Source organism: Oceanimonas sp. AH20CE76 (genome assembly GCF_039654065.1).
Classification (GTDB): Bacteria; Pseudomonadota; Gammaproteobacteria; order Enterobacterales; family Aeromonadaceae; genus Oceanimonas; species Oceanimonas smirnovii.
On record NZ_CP155481.1, the window covers coordinates 1,207,848 to 1,224,446 of the forward strand.

Annotated in this window: 15 protein-coding genes; 7 read left to right on the forward strand and 8 right to left on the reverse strand. The window is 56.6% G+C overall.

The window, feature by feature from the left end; translation table 11 throughout:
- The first annotated feature begins 138 nt into the window (after positions 1-138).
- Complete coding sequence (tkt, locus tag N2M06_RS05885) at positions 139-2,136, forward strand: transketolase (protein ID WP_346351912.1); 1,998 nt, start codon at positions 139-141, stop codon at positions 2,134-2,136.
- A 50-nt stretch (positions 2,137-2,186) separates the two neighbouring features.
- Here the strand turns inward: tkt and N2M06_RS05890 are convergent, their stop codons facing one another.
- Positions 2,187-5,132, reverse strand: a complete 2,946-nt coding sequence (locus N2M06_RS05890; RefSeq protein ID WP_346351913.1) for an EAL domain-containing protein — start codon at positions 5,130-5,132, stop codon at positions 2,187-2,189.
- Between the two features lie 167 nt (positions 5,133-5,299).
- Between N2M06_RS05890 and N2M06_RS05895 the strand changes: the two genes are divergently transcribed.
- Together N2M06_RS05895 and N2M06_RS05900 are read left to right on the forward strand one after the other, a co-directional pair.
- A complete protein-coding gene (locus tag N2M06_RS05895) occupies positions 5,300-5,719 on the forward strand; it encodes a YeeE/YedE family protein (protein ID WP_346351914.1) in 420 nt (139 codons plus the stop codon).
- A gap of 2 nt (positions 5,720-5,721) precedes the next feature.
- A complete protein-coding gene (locus tag N2M06_RS05900) occupies positions 5,722-6,138 on the forward strand; it encodes a DUF6691 family protein (RefSeq protein ID WP_346351915.1) in 417 nt (138 codons plus the stop codon).
- A 282-nt stretch (positions 6,139-6,420) separates the two neighbouring features.
- Here N2M06_RS05900 and bcp read toward each other — a convergent pair whose 3' ends face one another.
- Together bcp and N2M06_RS05910 are read right to left on the reverse strand one after the other, a co-directional pair.
- On the reverse strand, positions 6,421-6,888 hold the full coding sequence (gene bcp, locus N2M06_RS05905; RefSeq protein WP_019934075.1) for a thioredoxin-dependent thiol peroxidase: 468 nt from the start codon (positions 6,886-6,888) through the stop codon (positions 6,421-6,423).
- Positions 6,885-7,433: an ACT domain-containing protein gene (locus N2M06_RS05910; protein ID WP_346351916.1), complete on the reverse strand. Its 549-nt coding sequence runs from the start codon at positions 7,431-7,433 to the stop codon at positions 6,885-6,887. The genes bcp and N2M06_RS05910 overlap by 4 nt, the downstream gene beginning before the upstream one ends.
- Before the next feature lie 124 nt (positions 7,434-7,557).
- Between N2M06_RS05910 and bamC the strand changes: the two genes are divergently transcribed.
- Together bamC and N2M06_RS05920 are read left to right on the forward strand one after the other, a co-directional pair.
- Positions 7,558-8,544: an outer membrane protein assembly factor BamC gene (bamC, locus tag N2M06_RS05915; protein WP_346351917.1), complete on the forward strand. Its 987-nt coding sequence runs from the start codon at positions 7,558-7,560 to the stop codon at positions 8,542-8,544.
- A gap of 144 nt (positions 8,545-8,688) precedes the next feature.
- Complete coding sequence (locus N2M06_RS05920; RefSeq protein WP_346351918.1) at positions 8,689-11,043, forward strand: DNA polymerase II; 2,355 nt, start codon at positions 8,689-8,691, stop codon at positions 11,041-11,043.
- A 25-nt stretch (positions 11,044-11,068) separates the two neighbouring features.
- Here the strand turns inward: N2M06_RS05920 and N2M06_RS05925 are convergent, their stop codons facing one another.
- From N2M06_RS05925 to N2M06_RS05945, 5 genes are read right to left on the reverse strand one after another with little or no spacing between them, the layout of a single operon-like run.
- Positions 11,069-11,281: a hypothetical protein gene (locus N2M06_RS05925; protein ID WP_317074713.1), complete on the reverse strand. Its 213-nt coding sequence runs from the start codon at positions 11,279-11,281 to the stop codon at positions 11,069-11,071.
- A 10-nt stretch (positions 11,282-11,291) separates the two neighbouring features.
- The gene (locus tag N2M06_RS05930) at positions 11,292-11,951 is read right to left on the reverse strand and encodes a M15 family metallopeptidase (protein WP_346351919.1); all 660 of its coding nucleotides are present in this window, start codon (positions 11,949-11,951) and stop codon (positions 11,292-11,294) included.
- The gene (gene dapE, locus N2M06_RS05935) at positions 11,948-13,081 is read right to left on the reverse strand and encodes a succinyl-diaminopimelate desuccinylase (protein WP_019934069.1); all 1,134 of its coding nucleotides are present in this window, start codon (positions 13,079-13,081) and stop codon (positions 11,948-11,950) included. Before dapE ends, N2M06_RS05930 begins: the two co-directional genes overlap by 4 nt.
- A 16-nt stretch (positions 13,082-13,097) precedes the next feature.
- Positions 13,098-13,448, reverse strand: a complete 351-nt coding sequence (locus N2M06_RS05940; RefSeq protein WP_317074710.1) for an ArsC family reductase — start codon at positions 13,446-13,448, stop codon at positions 13,098-13,100.
- A 39-nt stretch (positions 13,449-13,487) separates the two neighbouring features.
- Entirely contained in the window at positions 13,488-13,625 is a 138-nt protein-coding gene (locus N2M06_RS05945; protein ID WP_019934067.1) for a hypothetical protein, read from the reverse strand.
- Between the two features lie 41 nt (positions 13,626-13,666).
- Here N2M06_RS05945 and N2M06_RS05950 point away from each other — a divergent pair, with 41 nt between their 5' ends.
- Together N2M06_RS05950 and N2M06_RS05955 are read left to right on the forward strand one after the other, a co-directional pair.
- Positions 13,667-14,749, forward strand: coding sequence for a GGDEF domain-containing protein (locus tag N2M06_RS05950; protein WP_019934066.1), 1,083 nt, complete (start codon positions 13,667-13,669; stop codon positions 14,747-14,749).
- A 120-nt stretch (positions 14,750-14,869) separates the two neighbouring features.
- The gene (locus N2M06_RS05955) at positions 14,870-16,567 is read left to right on the forward strand and encodes an NAD-dependent malic enzyme (protein ID WP_019934065.1); all 1,698 of its coding nucleotides are present in this window, start codon (positions 14,870-14,872) and stop codon (positions 16,565-16,567) included.
- Positions 16,568-16,599 lie beyond the last annotated feature (32 nt).

The window sequence follows — 16,599 nt, forward strand, 5'->3', positions numbered from 1 at the left end:
GATAGGCGAGGGCATGATTGCCAGAAAAATGTGCCGGCTGTCGGTGGCGGGAGAATAATTTGCGCCCTTTCCCCGTCTTTGGGACAATGGCCGCCGTTTTATTCATCCTTCCAATAAAGAACTTCTCAGGAGATGTCGATGCCTTCTCGTCAAGTGCTGGCCAATGCCGTGCGCGCACTCAGTATGGATGCCGTACAAAAAGCCAATTCCGGTCACCCTGGTGCTCCCATGGGCATGGCGGATATCGCCGAAGTGTTGTGGCGTGATTATCTGAAACACAACCCGGCCAACCCCAGCTGGGCTGACCGCGACCGCTTTATTCTGTCCAACGGCCACGGCTCCATGCTGTTGTATTCCCTGCTGCACCTGTCCGGCTACGAGCTGTCCATCGACGATCTCAAGCAGTTCCGTCAGCTGCACTCCAAGACTCCGGGTCACCCCGAGTATGGTTATGCGCCGGGCGTGGAAACCACAACCGGTCCGCTGGGTCAGGGTATTACCAATGCCGTGGGCATGGCGATTGCTGAAAAAGCGCTGGCGGCTCAGTTCAACAAGCCCGGTCATGACGTAGTGGATCACTTCACCTACACCTTCCTGGGTGACGGCTGCCTGATGGAAGGCATTTCTCACGAAGCCTGCTCTCTGGCCGGTACCCTTGGATTGGGCAAACTGATTGCCTTCTGGGATGACAACGGCATCTCCATTGACGGTGACGTGGACGGCTGGTTCAGCGACGATACTCCCAAACGCTTTGAAGCCTACGGCTGGCAGGTCATTCCTGCCGTAGACGGCCATGACAGCGCCGCCGTGGCTGCCGCCATTGAGGCCGCCCGTGCCGATACTTCCCGTCCGACCCTGATCTGCTGCAAGACCGTGATCGGTTTTGGCTCGCCCAACAAGGGCGGCAGCCACGACTGCCACGGTGCCCCCCTGGGTGAAGATGAAATCGCCGCCACCCGCAAGCAGCTGGGCTGGACCCATGCTCCCTTTGAAATCCCTGCCGAGGTATATGGCGAGTGGGATGCCAAGGCCAAAGGTGCCGAGCTGGAAGCAGGCTGGAACGCTAAATTTGATGCCTACGCTGCCGAGTTCCCGGAGCTTGCCGCCGAGCTCAAGCGCCGTCTGAACGGCGAGCTGCCCGCCGACTGGGCTCAGCAGAGCGCTGACTTTATCAAGGGTCTGCAGGCTGCGCCGGCCAAGATCGCCACCCGTAAAGCGTCCCAGAACGCCCTTGACGCCTTTGGTGCCATTTTGCCTGAACTGCTGGGCGGCAGCGCTGATCTGGCACCCAGCAACCTGACCATGCACAAGGGTTCCAGGGCCATCAGTGCTGAGGATGCGTCCGGTAACTACCTGCACTACGGTGTGCGTGAGTTCGGCATGAGCGCCATCATGAACGGCATTGCCCTGCACGGCGGTTTTGTGCCCTACGGCGGTACCTTCCTGATGTTCGTGGAATACGCCCGCAACGCGGTGCGCATGGCTGCCCTGATGAAGCAGCGCTCCATCTTTGTTTATACCCACGACAGCATAGGTCTGGGTGAAGACGGCCCCACTCACCAGCCGGTAGAGCAAATCGCCTCCCTGCGTCTGACTCCCAACATGAGCACCTGGCGTCCTTGTGATCAGGTGGAGTCTGCCGTGGCCTGGAAACACGCCATTGAGCGTAAAGACGGCCCTACCTCATTGATCTTCTCCCGCCAGAACCTGGGTCAGATGGAGCGCACCGACGCCCAGCTGGCCGACGTGGCCAAGGGTGGCTATGTGCTGCGCGATTGTGCCGGCACCCCGGAGCTTATTCTGATTGCCACCGGCTCCGAAGTGGAGCTGGCCATGGCTGCCGCCGAGCAACTGACTGCCAAGGGCCGTGCCGTGCGCGTGGTGTCCATGCCGTCAACTGATGTATTCGATGCCCAGAGCACCGAATATCGCGAAAGCGTACTGCCTGCCGCCGTGACCAGGCGGGTGGCAGTGGAAGCCGGCATCAAGGACTTCTGGTTCAAGTACGTAGGCTTTGGTGGTGACATCATCGGCATGACCAGCTTTGGTGAGTCGGCCCCGGCCGGTGAGCTGTTCAAGCTGTTTGGCTTCACCGTGGAAAACGTGGTGGAGAAGGCCGAGACCCTGTTGGGTTAAGCACTGACAATAAATAAAAAAACCGGCGAAAGCCGGTTTTTTTATGCTCGTTATTGCGCCAGCCAGTGCATCATGTCTGCTTCTTCCATGGGGCAGGCCAGCAAAAAGCCCTGACAGGACGGACAATTCATGGCCAGCAGCTGGTTGTGCTGGGATTCGGTTTCTACCCCTTCTGCCACCACTGTCATGTCCAGCTCGCGAGCCAGCTCCAGAATGCAGGTAATAATGGCCCTGTCTCGCGGGTTGCTGTCTACATTGCGAATAAAGGATCTGTCCAGTTTCAGCTCGTCTACCGGCAGCTCCTTGAGGTAGGCAAACGAAGAGTAACCGGTGCCGAAATCATCAATGGACAGATTAAGGCCCAGTCGTTTCAGGCGCATCATGCGGGTGCGGCTTTCGCTCAGGCTTTCCAGAATCACCCCTTCGGTCACCTCCAGGGTAAGGCGGTTGCGGCAGGCCGGATATTGCTGCAGCAGGCTTTCCAGCCGGGCCACAAAGTCGGCACTGTGAAAATGCCGGGCACTGATATTTACCGACAAGCGAGCCGGGCCTGTGTCGCTTTGGTGCCAGTGCTGCAGCCGTTCACAGGCCTGTTGCAATACCCAGTTGCCGATGTCGCAAATCAGTGAGGTTTCTTCTGCCACCGGAATAAAGTGCCCTGGTGGCACCAGCGGCTTGCCCGGCGGTTGCCAGCGCAGCAGGGCTTCGGCCCCCACCACAGCCTGATCCGTCAGTTGCACCTGAGGCTGAAAGTGCAGCACCAGCTCGTTATTGACTAGCGCCTGCTGCAGATCGTTGGTCAGCCGCAGCCGCTCCTGTACCTCTTCTGCCATTTCCGGACTGAAAAACACATGGCTGCCCTTGGCAATGCGTTTGGCCATGTGAGTGGCAGTGTCGGCCTGGCGCAGATATTCCTCCAGCCCTACACCGGTGGCCGGAAACAGACTGATACCGGCACTGATGCTGACATGCAGGCGCAGCCCGTTCAGCTCAAAGGGAATGGCAAACAGCTCCTGCAGGGCATTGGCCAGCTGCTCGGCCCGGGTTTTGGTGGCAGAAAAGCCATGGCCCAGCCGGGGCAGCAACAGCACAAACTCGTCGCTGGCCATGCGCGCCAGGCTGACATCGTCATATTTTTCACTGAAGCCTTGTAGTCGCTCGGCCACCCTGAGCAACAACTGATCGCCAATCAGGTAGCCGAGTGAGTCATTGATGTTCTTGAAATCATCAATATCCAGCAGTAGTAGGGCACCCCGGCTGGACTCGTGCTCGGCCAGTGCCACGGTATGGCTGATGTGCTCAACCATAAAGCGCCGGTTATGCAGGCCGGTCAGTTCATCGAAATAGGCCATTTTTTCAATGCGGTCGCGGTTGGCTTTTTGCTCGGAAATATCATCGATATGGCAGACATAATGGGTAATGCCCAGGCCATCCTGCATCTGACAAATCCGCAGAATAACCGGCAGCGCACGGCCATCGGTACGGGCCAGGCACTGTTCACCCTGCCACCAGCCCTGGCTGCGAAGTGTTTCCATGATGGTGCTGGTATCTGTCATGCCCGGCGCGTTATGACGTAAAGACTGTACGGGAGTACCCACCAAGGTTTCCGGCTCTGTGCCGCACATACGGCCAAACGCCTGGTTGGCTTGTTGTACCAGCATATTGGCACTGGCAATAAAGATACCTTCCCGGGTTTCAAAAGCGGCCGCAGCCACCATCAGGTTTTCCTGATCTCTGCGATGGCGAAACTCGGCAGTAATACGAGGCTTGAGCCGGGTAAGCAGGTTATTGAGCCAGTTGGTATTTTCCAGAGGCTGTGCAAACAACAGCACCAGAATGCCGAGAGGCTGATCCTGTTGATCGCTGACTGATAATCCTGCATAGGCTTCAAAGCCCAGCTCGGTCAGCATCTTGTCTTCAGGAAAACGAGACGCCAGGTCCCGCGTATAAATACAGATATCATGCCCTTGCTGCCGGCTGAAAGCGCAGGGAGTCCCCTCAAGATGATAATGAAAGGCCGGTTGCAGCTGTTCCTGGCGATAACAGGCAATGGCATGGACCCGCTCGGCAGCAGGGTGCTGCAAGCCGGCCAGTACCATGCCGGCACCGGTGAGGCTGGCCAGCTGCAGCATCAGCTGGTTAAAAAAATCCTGTCCGGTGTACTGACACAGCAGTGGCATCAGCCGGGTCATCATGTCGTCGGCACACAGCCGGGATGAAGGCAGAACCGGCGTCTGCTCCAGCACGCCGGCAATTTTTCCGGCCAGCGCGGCCACAAATTGCATGGTGGCGGCGGGTATGGCGGTGTGAGGCTGGGTATATTCCAGACTGAGCAGGCCGCCCGGTCCTGTACTGAAGGGGAGGGGAACATCCAGCCGATGACGAATACCGTCACCGGCCAGATAATCAAAGGCCCCCAGCAGCGGCTGCTCGGCGCAGTTGCTGAAGCTGAGTCCTCCACGCTGGTGCAGGGTGCGCCAGTAACGGCGATCGGCCCGCACCGGCTGCAGAGCAAAGGGCAGGCCCTGGCTGTAGAGCGGGCGCAGCAGCTCTTCTGTGTCGTAATGACGCCATAAAATAATGCGGTCAGGCTGAAGTTCGCTGGTAAGCAGATCCAGCAGCTCGGGCAGTTGCGCGATAGCGTCCTGGGAGGAAGTGTGCCACTGATGCTGCAGCTGCCATTCCAGGATCCCGAGCCGGTCAGTCTGCTCGCGGGCACCAAGACGAACACTCAGTAACCAGTGGCCGGCATCCACTGGTGCCAGATGACATTGCCAGCGCTGACCCGCTACGGTCAGTAATAAGTAGCTGGCCTGTCCCTGAGCCAGTACTTGTTCCAGACGCTGTGCATCTTGCTGGCCAAGGGCTGGTTGCAGCTCAGCACCACGAAAGACAAGTCCGGCCGGCAGTGGCGTAAGGGGGTAAAGATGGCAGCGGGAGTCCAGTCTGAAAAAGCACGAATTGTGCTTGGCCTGAGGTAGCGCAGGCAGTGACATTATTATTGCGTCCTTGTACTGATAAGCCGGCTGGAGACCTTATGGTGTAACTGATGGAAGTAATTGTAAAGCATTACCAAAGACGGCAGCTTTCTTATTAAATAAGATTTTGCTAATTTAATTTGGTCTTGTATTATTGGGAGTACGTCGATAATCGGGAAATTGTGATGACCATCGTTAATTTTACGCCGCTCAGTGCCTTGGGTGGCGGGTTGTTAATTGGTTCGGCTGCACTGATATTACTGCTGGTAGGCGGACGTATTGCCGGTATCAGCGGCATAGTGGCCGGCATCGGTTCTCAGTCTGATAAAGGCTGGCGGCTGGCTTTTGTGGCCGGTCTGGTGGCTGTGCCTATGCTGATATTTGGCCTGGATCTGGCCGAAGCCTATTCACTGCAGGAATACTCGCCCTGGCGACTGCTGCTGGCGGGCCTGCTGGTGGGTATTGGCACCCGGCTGGGTAATGGCTGCACCAGCGGTCATGGCATTTGTGGCATGGGCCGGTTATCACCCCGCTCCATTATTGCCACTTTGATGTTTATGGCAGCGGGCATTGCCACTGTTACGCTGCTGGGCCTGGGAGGTTAATCATGTTGCATTTGGTTGCATTGCTGTCGGGTGCTTTGTTTGGCGCGGGTTTGCTGCTCTCAGGTATGATGAACCCGGATAAGGTACTGGGCTTTCTGAATGTATTCGGCCAGTGGGATCCCAGTCTGGCGCTGGTGATGGGCGGTGCTCTTGCCGTGTTTGCGCCCGGTTACTGGTGGTGGAAAAAGCAGGGCCGTACTCAGTGTGTATTGGGCGAGCCTCTGCCCAAGGTGCCGCCGGCGCGTTTTGATTATAAGCTGGTGCTGGGCGCACTCTTGTTTGGTATTGGCTGGGGCCTGGCCGGCATTTGTCCGGGGCCTGCAATGGGCATGCTCGGCAGTCTGCAATGGCAAGCCGGTCTGTTTGTCGCCGCCATGCTTGCGGGGTTCTTTCTCGTTGGCCGGCTGCAAAGAGCATAAAATTCAATTACCAGGTTGGGATTCGCTACGCTCATTGCCAACCTTGCTGACAGGCAGCAAGCAGGCAACGCCGATATTGCACGAAGCAGCATGGGGATTGCCGAAGCCGACCGTCACATGCCATGGACGGCATGGGGCGAGCTTTGCTCGCCATGACGAATTAAAAAAGCCTGACCGAACATTAGTTATGTTCGCAGCAGGCTTTTTTAGTGAGTGGCCTTTACCGAAGCGTGGCGTGAAGCGCAACCGCGCTGTTGCTTCGTATTGCGCTCGCTTCGAGCTTTAAAGTTGTTTCAGGTGCTCCAGCACCACTTCGTGGTGATCCTTGGTCTTGAACTTGTTGAACACCCGGGCGACGGTGCCGGCTTCGTCAATCAGAAAGCTGATGCGATGAATGCCGTCATATTCCTTGCCCATAAACTTTTTGGGCCCCCAGACGCCAAAGGCGTCGGCCACAGCATGGTCTTCATCAGACAGCAGGGTGAAATTCAGCTCATCCTTTTCTTCAAACTTTTTCAGCCGGGCCACCGGATCCGGGCTGATCCCGAGCACGACTACGCCGAGCTTCTCAAGCTCTGCACGGCTGTCGCGCAGGCCGCAAGCCTGCACCTTGCAGCCCGGCGTCATGGCTTTAGGATAAAAATACACCAGAACTTTCTTGCCACTGAAATCGCTCAGGCTTACGTTCTGGCCGTTTTGATCACAAAGGGTAAAGGCCGGTGCCTGCGAGCCTTCCTGCAGATAAGTCATTTGCTGCTTCCTGTGGTTGGTTTGCGTTTTAAACGAAAGCTGTGCTGCTTGCAGTCCAGCTCTGTGCACAGCGAGTTGAAAGTCGTGGTGGCCTGTTCATCATTCAGCTGCTCTGGCAGATTGAGCTGAAAATGGGCCTGAAACAGGCCGCTTAGCTCTCCGGTCAGTGTTCGGTTCTGCATGGCCTGAATATCCCAGCCGATATCACTGAAAAACTGAGTACAGCGATTCACTATGCCCGGACGATCGGCCAGCATGATTTCAGCATCGGCGCTCAGTACATAACTGGGCTGGCTCAGCACCTGAGTACGTTTCATCATGGTGATCAGCTGCTGGCTCTGCCCAAACAGCGGCAATGTGGTTTCCAGCCGGGTGATCTCATTCCAGCTGCCCGACAGCAGCAGAATAAAGGTAAACTCATTGCCGAAGATACCCAGCCGGCTGTCTACGATATTACAGCCACAATCGGAAACATGGCGGGCCACTTCATTAACAATGCCTGCTCTGTTTTCGCCTATGGCGGTCACCACAAGATGATGGGTCATCGGCTGTCCGGGAATCATGAGAATGGTAAGATTCGGCATGTTAGCATAAAAGCCGGTTGGCTCCAGTGCCCGTCTTGTATTAGGGTAGGGCCGAACCAAGTAAACTTAAGGGCATGGATCAAGCGTGAAAGCACCAACAATGATGATAAGCCTGCTGGCCGTAACCGTGCTGGCCGGCTGCAGTAACCCGGAAACCCGCAGCCAGGCTAACCGTGACTTTGATTATGAAAGCGAGACCTTACGCAGTGCTCCGTTAATGATTCCTCAGGGGCTGGAAGCGCCACGCTTCAATACCGAATATGTGATTCCCGAAAACGGCACCTCCGGTGCCACCGGCAAGAGCCTGGATATACGTCCCCCTACTCAGGTGCTGCCGCTGGTGAGAGGTTCTGAAATCATGGCAGACGGCACAGGCCTCTGGTTTTATCAGCAGCAGCTGGATCAGCCGCTGGAGCAGCAGCTCAGTCAGGCGCTGGCCGACTTTTTTGATGCCACCGATGCTAAACACAGCCGCGTGAACAATGGCTTTACCAGCAGTGGTAAGGTGATAGGTGCACCCGAGCAGCAATTCAGCTGGCAGCTGATGCCGGATCCGGTGCGCCGGGCCGTGGCCGTGCAGGTGCAGGCCACCGAGGGTGCCGATGCGTTGTTACAAGACCGTCAGCGTGCCGAGGCCTCCATGCTCAATGCCTTCTCGCTGTCTTATCAGCAGTCATTGAGCCGCCAGCAGGAGCTGCTGGATCAAAGCCCCATCAGCCTGACTCTGGACAGTCAGCAGCAGCGCCTGGTGTCGGTGCAGAGCTACGACCGTACCTGGAAGCGACTGATAGTACTGCTGCCCAAGCTGGGTTTTGATATCAGTAACCGCCAGCAGGCGCTGGGTTATGTGGATGTGGAGTTTGACGGTCTGAGCAAGGGAGACTGGCAGGATCTTAACCTGCCGGCCTTGAATATTCCTGAACAGGAATACCGCATTCAGCTGGGGGATCTGGGTAACCGCACCAGCCTGAGCCTGAGTAACAAAGATCGCGAGCCGGTCGCTGCCGAGGTGCTGAGCGAGCTGGCTGCCACGCTGATGCCCGCCTTTGAACGGGCGGATCTGGCACGATAACCCCTTCGGGGAGCTGTCAGCCGTAAGCTGTCAGCTGTAAGTGGTGTTGCCTGAAAGCCAAGGCTTAAAAAACGGGCAGCGGTGTTGAATGTGATGCCGCTGTTCTCCCATTCCCCAGTCACTATTCCCCAATCCCTCAACAGAATGAACCCCATTAAGCAAGGCTTTGTGCTGACCCGCCACAGTCGGGATCGCCATGGCCATACCGAACTTTACTACTGGCTGTGCACACCAGACGGGCCGGCACGGCTGACGGTGCGTGGCGAGCGGGCGTTACTGATGGTGCCGGTAGCGGAACGGAATCAAGCAGAAACGGCACTGGCAGGGGTTGAGTATGAATGGGCTGAACCCGGTCTGAAAAACTTTGCCCACCAGCCGCTGGCAGTCCTTTATTTCAATACCATAAGCAGCCAGGCTCAGGCTGTGCAACGGCTGCAGGCCGCCGGCACAGAGGTGCTGGAGTACGATTTCAGGCCTCATGAGCGCTACCTTTTCAGCCGGTTTATTCGCGGCAGTGTGGAATTTACCGGCCAGGTCCGTCAGCATCAGGGCATACAGCAGGTGGATAATGCCCGGCTTCGCGCCGGCAGCTGGCAACCGCGTTTTCGGGTGTTATCGCTGGATGTGGAGTGCTCGGGTAAGGGTGAACTCTATTCCGTGGGCCTGTATGGCGGCGGGCTTGCCCGTGTGATCATGATTGGTGCGTCCGAGCCCGCCACAACCGATACCGGAACCGATATACGCTGGGTACAGGATGAGCGGACACTGCTGCAGGCCCTTGAAGAGGAGCTGAATCGTTACGATCCCGATATTCTCATCGGCTGGAACCTGGTCGCCTTTGATCTTCGGCTGCTGTTAAAGCGGGCGGCTCTGCATGGCCTTCGGCTCAGGCTGGGGCGGGGCGGAGAAACCGCCTTTGTGCGGGAGCGCGCCCATACCGGTCAGGTATTTATCACTCTGCCGGGCAGGGTGGCCATCGACGGCATAGAAGCCCTTAAAACCGCCTGTTATCAGTTTGACAGCTTCAGTCTGGAGTCGGTAGCGCAAGCCCTGCTGGGTCGTGGCAAGCAAACCGAGAATGTGGCCGACCGCCTTGGCACCATAATGCGCGACTTTCGCCACAACAAGCCCAAACTTGCCGCCTACAACCTGGAAGACTGCCGCCTGGTGTGGGATATTTTTGAACACACGCAAGTGCTCGACTTCTTGCGCCTGCGCAGCCGGCTGACCGGCCTTGAGCTGGACCGCGTCGGTGGCTCGGTGGCGGCCTTTGTGCAGGTGTATCTGCCCCACTTGCACCGGGCCGGTTTTGCCGCCCCCAACCTGCCGGCAGGCGGCGGGCTGGCCAGCCCCGGCGGTTATGTGATGGACTCACACCCCGGACTTTATCGTCATGTGCTGGTGCTCGATTTTAAAAGCCTGTATCCGTCCATTATTCGTACCTTTCGTATTGATCCGCTGGGGCTGATCACCGGTCTGACCGAACACGATGCCATTCCGGGTTTTCGGGGAGCACGCTTTTCCCGTACTCATCATTTTTTGCCCGACATTATTGCCGGTCTATGGCATGAGCGTGATCAGGCCAAACGCAGTAAAGATGAGCCCCGCTCCCAGGCTATTAAAATATTGATGAACTCCTTTTACGGCGTGCTCGGCTCCGGTGGCTGCCGTTTTTATGATACCCGGCTGGCCTCATCCATTACCTTGCGCGGCCATGAGATTATGCAGCAAAGTGCTCACTGCATTGAGCAGCAAGGCCATAAGGTTATATATGGAGATACTGACTCTGTGTTTGTGTGGCTGCAGGGGGACCATGATGAAGCCTCGGCCAGTCGTGAAGGAACACGTCTGGCGGCGCTGGTGAATGCGCTCTGGCAGGGCTGGCTGCAACAGGAGCTGCAGCTGGACAGTTATCTGGAGCTGCAGTTTGAAAGTTATTTTTCCCGCTTTTTTATGCCCACCATTCGCGGGCGGGAAGAAGGTTCCAAAAAGCGTTATGCCGGGCTGCGGCTGCAACAGGGTGCAGCGGGACTGGTGTTCAAAGGGCTGGAAACAGTGCGCTCCGACTGGACGCCACTTGCACGGGCGTTTCAGACCGAACTATTCCGGCTGGTATTCAATGATGAAAACCCGGGCGATCTTGTACAACGCACTCTGAGCGAGATACTGAGCGGAGAGCGTGACGAAGAGCTGGTGTATCGCAAGCGGCTGCGCCGGCCCCTGGCGCAGTATGTGAAATCCCAGCCGCCTCAGGTACGCGCCGCCCGGCTGGCAGACGAGCATAATGCCAGGCTGGGAAGGCCGTTACGCTATCAGCGTGCGGGTGTGGTGGCTTATGTGATCACGGTTAATGGCCCGGAGCCGGCAGAATACCGGCAGTCGGCCATTGATTATCAGCACTATGTGGACAAACAACTCAAGCCGGTAGCCGATGCCATTCTGCCTTTTGTGGGCCTTAGTTTTGAAGGCATTACCGGCCGCCAGCTGGGGCTGTTCTGAACGTGCAGGGATTAGTCCCCAGTCCCTAGTCCCTGTCTTTTTTATCTTCAGGATGATATTCCCCCGGAGGCACGCCCCAGTCTTCGTCTTGCTCGTCTTCGTCTTTCCATTCGCGCAGTTTCATTTTGTCGCGGTTTTTCTGCACGCTTTTCTCTACCTGTTTGGTGTCCTTGAGGGCGCTGACAAACAGGCCCACCACGAATAGCAGGGGCAGGGTAATCCAGAGCCAGGTGCTCATGGTGAATTCCTCATTGATAAATGTAACGGGCGAAAAGTTCGTCCAGCATATTAAGAATATGCGGCTTGCCCTTGATGGGCTGAGCCGCTAAAGCCGGTGCCAGCAGAGCAGGAGTCAGCTGTTGCTGATAACGCTGAGACAACGGTTGATAGCTTAAGTGCCAGGGCTCGGCCCCGATACTGCCGGCCACTGCATAAGGCAGATAAAAGCCAAAACGGTGCATATTGGCATTCAGCCATTGGCTGAGGGGATAAAAATAGCCATTCGGCTCATATTCCCAGGGCTCCAGTTGCAGTTTACCGCCGGCAGGCAACAGGGTTGGATCGTAAATATCCAGATCCGTGCCCCAATGATGCCGGCTGGTGCCGGGCAGGGCACTCCAGCGTAAGATAGCATGAATACGCTCAGGCTCTGATAACGCAAGGGCATTGAGCGGGCGGCTGTCTTCATCCAGCAGTGGCCGGCTGCCGTCAAACTTGCCGTTCCAGATGGCAAGCTGGCGCGCAAAGCCACGAAAGCTGGACGCCGGCGCTAGGGTAAAGCCGGCACCGGCCGCCGCTGCCTGCATGGCCACAAAGGCGTCTCTGGCTTGCGGTTGCAGCCGGTGGCCCGGCTCGGCAAGGGGCACCAGATGGCTTTCATTCAGGCCCAGCAGGCAGTCGCTGATCATGCCAGCAGGCGCTCCAGAATGCCTTCATACATATCGGTGAGCTGCTCCAGATCGGCAATTTTCACGCATTCGTTGAGCTTGTGAATGGTGGCATTGACCGGACCCAGCTCAATCACCTGCGCGCCGGTCTGGGCAATAAAGCGGCCGTCTGAGGTGCCCCCTGTGGTCAGCAGTGCCGGTGCCTGATGGCGCACTGCCTGCACGGCACCCACGGTGGCGGTGAGCAGATCGCCGGTGTCGGTCAGGAACGGCTTGCCGTTCAGCAACCAGTCAATGTGATAATTCAGGCCATGAGCGTCCAGAATGCTGTGCACCCGCGCCTTGATCTTGTCTTCGTCGAGCTCGGTGCTGAAGCGGAAGTTGAACTGTACCTTCATCTCGCCCGGAATCACATTTGACGCCCCTGTGCCGGCGTGAATGTTGGCAATCTGAAAGCTGGTGGGCGGAAAGTAATCGTTGCCTTTGTCCCACTCAATGGCAGCCAGTTCAGCCAGCGCCGGTGAGCCTTTGTGCACCGGGTTGTCGGCCAGGTGCGGGTAGGCCACATGACCCTGCACCCCTTTAATGGTCAGATCGCCGGTCAGGGAGCCGCGGCGGCCGTTTTTCACCACATCACCCACTTCATGAGTGGAGGAAGGCTCGCCCACCAGACACCAGGTAATTTTTTCGTTACGGGCTTCCAGGGTGTCTACCACCCGGGTGGTGCCGTTAATAAAGGGGCCTTCTTCATCACTGGTGATCAAAAAGGCAATAGAGCCCTTGTGATCGGGAAAGCGGGCCACAAAGCGCTCGGTAGCCACCACCATGGCGGCCAGTGAGCCTTTCATGTCGGCGGCACCCCGGCCATGCAGATAGCCTTCAATTTCAGTGGCGTCAAAGGGAGGCGTGTGCCACTGATCCAGCGGTCCCGGCGGCACCACATCGGTGTGGCCGGCAAAGCAGAACAGCGGGCCTTCGGTGCCGCGGCGGGCCCACAGGTTGGTGGTGTCTTCAAACACCATGGTTTCCAGATTAAAGCCAAGCTTGGCCAGGCGCTCTCCCATCAGTTCCTGGCAGCCTTCGTCTTCAGGCGTGACCGAAGGGCGATTAATCAGATCTTTGGTGAGTGCCAGCACGGCAGAGTCAGTCATGTTTTTCCTTAACGTATTATTGGTTGAACAAGCTGGCATACAGCTCAGGTTTAAAACCAAGATGAAGCTCGCCGTCAATGTTCAGCAGCGGGCGTTTGATCATGGCAGGGTTGGCCAGCAGCAGGGCGGCTGCGGTATCTGGGCCAAGCATGGCTTTTTGTTCATCGCTCAGCGCCCGCCAGGTGGTGCCACGCTTGTTGACCAGCGCCTCATGACCCAGCACACTCAGCCAGTGGTCCAGTTGTGCCGGATCCAGCCCGTCAGCACGATGGTCTTTAAAGTGGTAGTCTACGCCGGCCTGTTCCAGCCACTTGCGAGCTTTTTTGACGGTATCGCAGTTTTTGATGCCGTAAAGAATCACGGTCATGATGTTGTCTTCCTGAAAGGGTGAACGGAATTTTGTCACTTAACACCCAAGGCTGCAACCGGGCCGGATAATGGTGAAAATCCGCTGGCGCATGGCGGCTGCTTTGGGTAGTGTTAGCGTTTTTTCGAATTCCGTCACCGCCGCTGCAATATCAGTAAGGCTGATATTGTCTTGCATGGCTTTTCATTCGCTTTGCCTTAACAAAAGAGGGGAAAGGCTTGGAACTCAAGGAATACTGGAGCGACAGCTATCACTCCGGTGATTTTAAACTGACGCGTATCGGCTTTGTGGCCATTCGTTTTCGCTGGCTGGTGATGTTATTGATTGGTGGCATTGCCGGCTGGATTGCGGTGGACTGGTGGGTACTGGATTCGGCACACTTTCAGCTGATCTGGAAAATCAGGCTGATCACCGGTGCCATGCTGACCCCTTTGCTACCCCTCAGCTATTTATGCAAGCTGAACCGGCGCTGGATGTTTGCTTCCCTTTATTTTCTGCTGGGCGTGTTGCTGATTTTTAACTTTGTCAGCTTGTGGAGCTTTCGCGACGGCACGCCCATTCCCATCGGTTATATTGCTTTTCCTTATTTTCTGCTGGCACTGCTGAGTGTGCTGCCGCTGCCGGTCAAGTCCGGTCTGAGAGTGGCACTGATGGTGATTGTCTGTGTACTGGCAACGGATTACTGGCTGGATTCCCGCAGTCTGAATAACGGTGCACTACTGGATCGATTATGGCTGCTGATTTGTTTCAGTCTGGCCATGATCTGGGTGCAGGCCGGTCAGTTACGCATGTTGCTGGATTTATACCGGGAGTCTACCCGGGATCCGCTGACCCGCTTAATGAACCGGCGGCTGTTTCTTCGTCAGCTGGAGCAGGTTCAGCAAGAGCAGCCGGGCAAGCCATTTACGCTTATTCTGTTCGATCTGGATAAATTCAAGCGCATCAACGATGAATATGGCCACCTGATGGGTGATGAAGTGCTGGTAAGAGTAGCCACCACCCTGGGAGATATTTTTGGCTCAGAGGCCATCATGGCCCGCTATGGCGGGGAAGAGTTTATGGTGCTGCTGCCCGATACACCGCTGGAGCAAGGATTACGCCAGGCCGAAACATTACGCCTGGCAGTCGAATCCCAGCCGGTAGAAAATCCGCTGGGTGAGGAAGAAATTACCGTGACTCTCAGTGCCGGTGTGGTGCAGGGCGATCATCACAGTGAACTGCAGCAGTTGCTGAACCGGGCCGATGAGGCGTTGTATGAGGCTAAACGCAGTGGTCGTAACTGTATACAAGCGGCGGCGTGATTAATAAGCCCTTTGAGTGGTGGTTTGTATACGAGGCTTGGCTTATACTGCTTGCCAAGCCCCCGTACTGTAATTACCACTCATGACTTTCCTGCGGAAAAATAACTAAGCGAGATGTCTATGCCCCAAGACCATCAGGACAAACGTGCCCTTTACATCCCCTATGCTGGCCCTGCGCTGCTTGAAACTCCCTTGCTGAACAAGGGCAGTGCGTTCACCAAGGAAGAACGGCTGGCATTTAACCTGGACGGTCTTCTTCCTAATAATATTGAAACCATCGAAGAGCAGGTCGAGCGGGCCTACAAGCAGTACTGCGGGTTTCAGAATAATCTCGATAAACACATCTATCTGCGCAATATTCAGGATACCAACGAAACCCTGTTTTATCGTCTGGTAGAAGATCACCTCACCGAGATGATGCCCATCATCTATACCCCGACTGTGGGTCAGGCCTGTGAGGAGTTCTCCAATATCTATCGTCGCGCCCGGGGTCTGTTTATCTCTTATGCCGATAAAGACCATATCGACGACATTCTGCAAAACGCCACCAAGCGTAACGTTAAGGTGATTGTGGTTACCGATGGCGAGCGTATTCTGGGCCTGGGTGACCAGGGCATTGGCGGCATGGGCATTCCCATTGGCAAGCTGTCTTTGTATGTGGCCTGTGGCGGCATTTCTCCGGCTTATACCCTGCCGGTGGTGCTGGATCCGGGTACCAATAACCCGCAGCTGCTGAAAGATCCCATGTACATGGGCTGGCGCAACCCGCGGGTCACCGGCGAGGAATACGAAGAATTTGTCGATGCCTTTATTCAGGCAGTGAAACGTCGCTGGCCGAACGTACTGCTGCAGTTTGAAGACTTTGCCCAGAAGAACGCCATGCCGGTGCTGAACCGTTATAAAGACGAGCTGTGCTGTTTTAATGATGACATTCAGGGCACTGCCGCCGTGACCCTGGGTTCACTGATTGCTGCCTGTCAGGCCAGCGGCAGCAAACTGTCCGATAAAAAGGTTGCCTTCCTGGGTGCCGGCTCCGCCGGTTGTGGTATTGCCGAGCAGATAGTGGCGCAGATGAAGGCCGAAGGCCTGTCTGATGCCAAGGCCCGTGAGCGGGTCTACATGGTAGATCGTTTTGGTCTGCTCACCGACAATATGCCTAACCTGGTGGACTTTCAGCGCCCGCTGGCCCAGTCTGCGGAGAACTTGCAGGACTGGACCGTGGCCGGTGACAATATCTCGCTGCTGGAAGTGATGCAGAACGCCAAGCCCGATATTCTGATTGGTGTTTCCGGCCAGCCGGGTCTGTTTACCAAGGAAGTGGTGCAGACCATGCACGCCCACTGTGAGCGTCCCATTATCTTCCCGTTGTCCAACCCCACTTCCCGGGTTGAGGCCACGCCGGAAGAGATCATTAACTGGACCGACGGCAAGGCGCTGGTCGCCACCGGCAGTCCCTTTGCACCGGTAGAGTACAAAGGGACTCTGTACGAGATTGCCCAGTGCAATAACTCCTACATCTTCCCCGGCATTGGTCTGGGAGTACTGGCCTGTGGTGCCAAGCGGGTGACCGATGCCATGCTGATGGCATCCAGCCGTGCTCTGGCCGCCTGCTCGCCGCTGGCGAAAAATGGTGAAGGTGCCTTGCTGCCGCCGCTGGGCGAGATTCAGCAGGTAAGCCGCCAGATTGCCAAAATGGTTGCCAAAACCGCTCAGTTGCAGGGCCATGCGCTGCAGATTTCCGATGAGCAGCTGGATAAGGCCATTGAGTTCAACTACTGGACTCCGGAATACCGCCAGTATCGCCGCGTTTCTTTCTGATCACGCCGGCTTATATTGAATAACGGTGAAAA

Coding starts and splice junctions, on each gene's coding strand:
- N2M06_RS05955 (WP_019934065.1), top strand. CDS start 14,870: ATGCCCCAAGACCATCAGGACAAACGTGCCCTTTACATCCCCTATGCT.
- N2M06_RS05945 (WP_019934067.1), bottom strand. CDS start 13,625: ATGCAAGACAATATCAGCCTTACTGATATTGCAGCGGCGGTGACGGAA.
- N2M06_RS05940 (WP_317074710.1), bottom strand. CDS start 13,448: ATGACCGTGATTCTTTACGGCATCAAAAACTGCGATACCGTCAAAAAA.
- N2M06_RS05925 (WP_317074713.1), bottom strand. CDS start 11,281: ATGAGCACCTGGCTCTGGATTACCCTGCCCCTGCTATTCGTGGTGGGC.
- N2M06_RS05890 (WP_346351913.1), bottom strand. CDS start 5,132: ATGTCACTGCCTGCGCTACCTCAGGCCAAGCACAATTCGTGCTTTTTC.
- dapE (WP_019934069.1), bottom strand. CDS start 13,081: ATGACTGACTCTGCCGTGCTGGCACTCACCAAAGATCTGATTAATCGC.
- N2M06_RS05920 (WP_346351918.1), top strand. CDS start 8,689: ATGAACCCCATTAAGCAAGGCTTTGTGCTGACCCGCCACAGTCGGGAT.
- N2M06_RS05910 (WP_346351916.1), bottom strand. CDS start 7,433: ATGACCCATCATCTTGTGGTGACCGCCATAGGCGAAAACAGAGCAGGC.
- N2M06_RS05930 (WP_346351919.1), bottom strand. CDS start 11,951: ATGATCAGCGACTGCCTGCTGGGCCTGAATGAAAGCCATCTGGTGCCC.
- bcp (WP_019934075.1), bottom strand. CDS start 6,888: ATGACTTATCTGCAGGAAGGCTCGCAGGCACCGGCCTTTACCCTTTGT.
- N2M06_RS05895 (WP_346351914.1), top strand. CDS start 5,300: ATGACCATCGTTAATTTTACGCCGCTCAGTGCCTTGGGTGGCGGGTTG.
- tkt (WP_346351912.1), top strand. CDS start 139: ATGCCTTCTCGTCAAGTGCTGGCCAATGCCGTGCGCGCACTCAGTATG.
- N2M06_RS05900 (WP_346351915.1), top strand. CDS start 5,722: ATGTTGCATTTGGTTGCATTGCTGTCGGGTGCTTTGTTTGGCGCGGGT.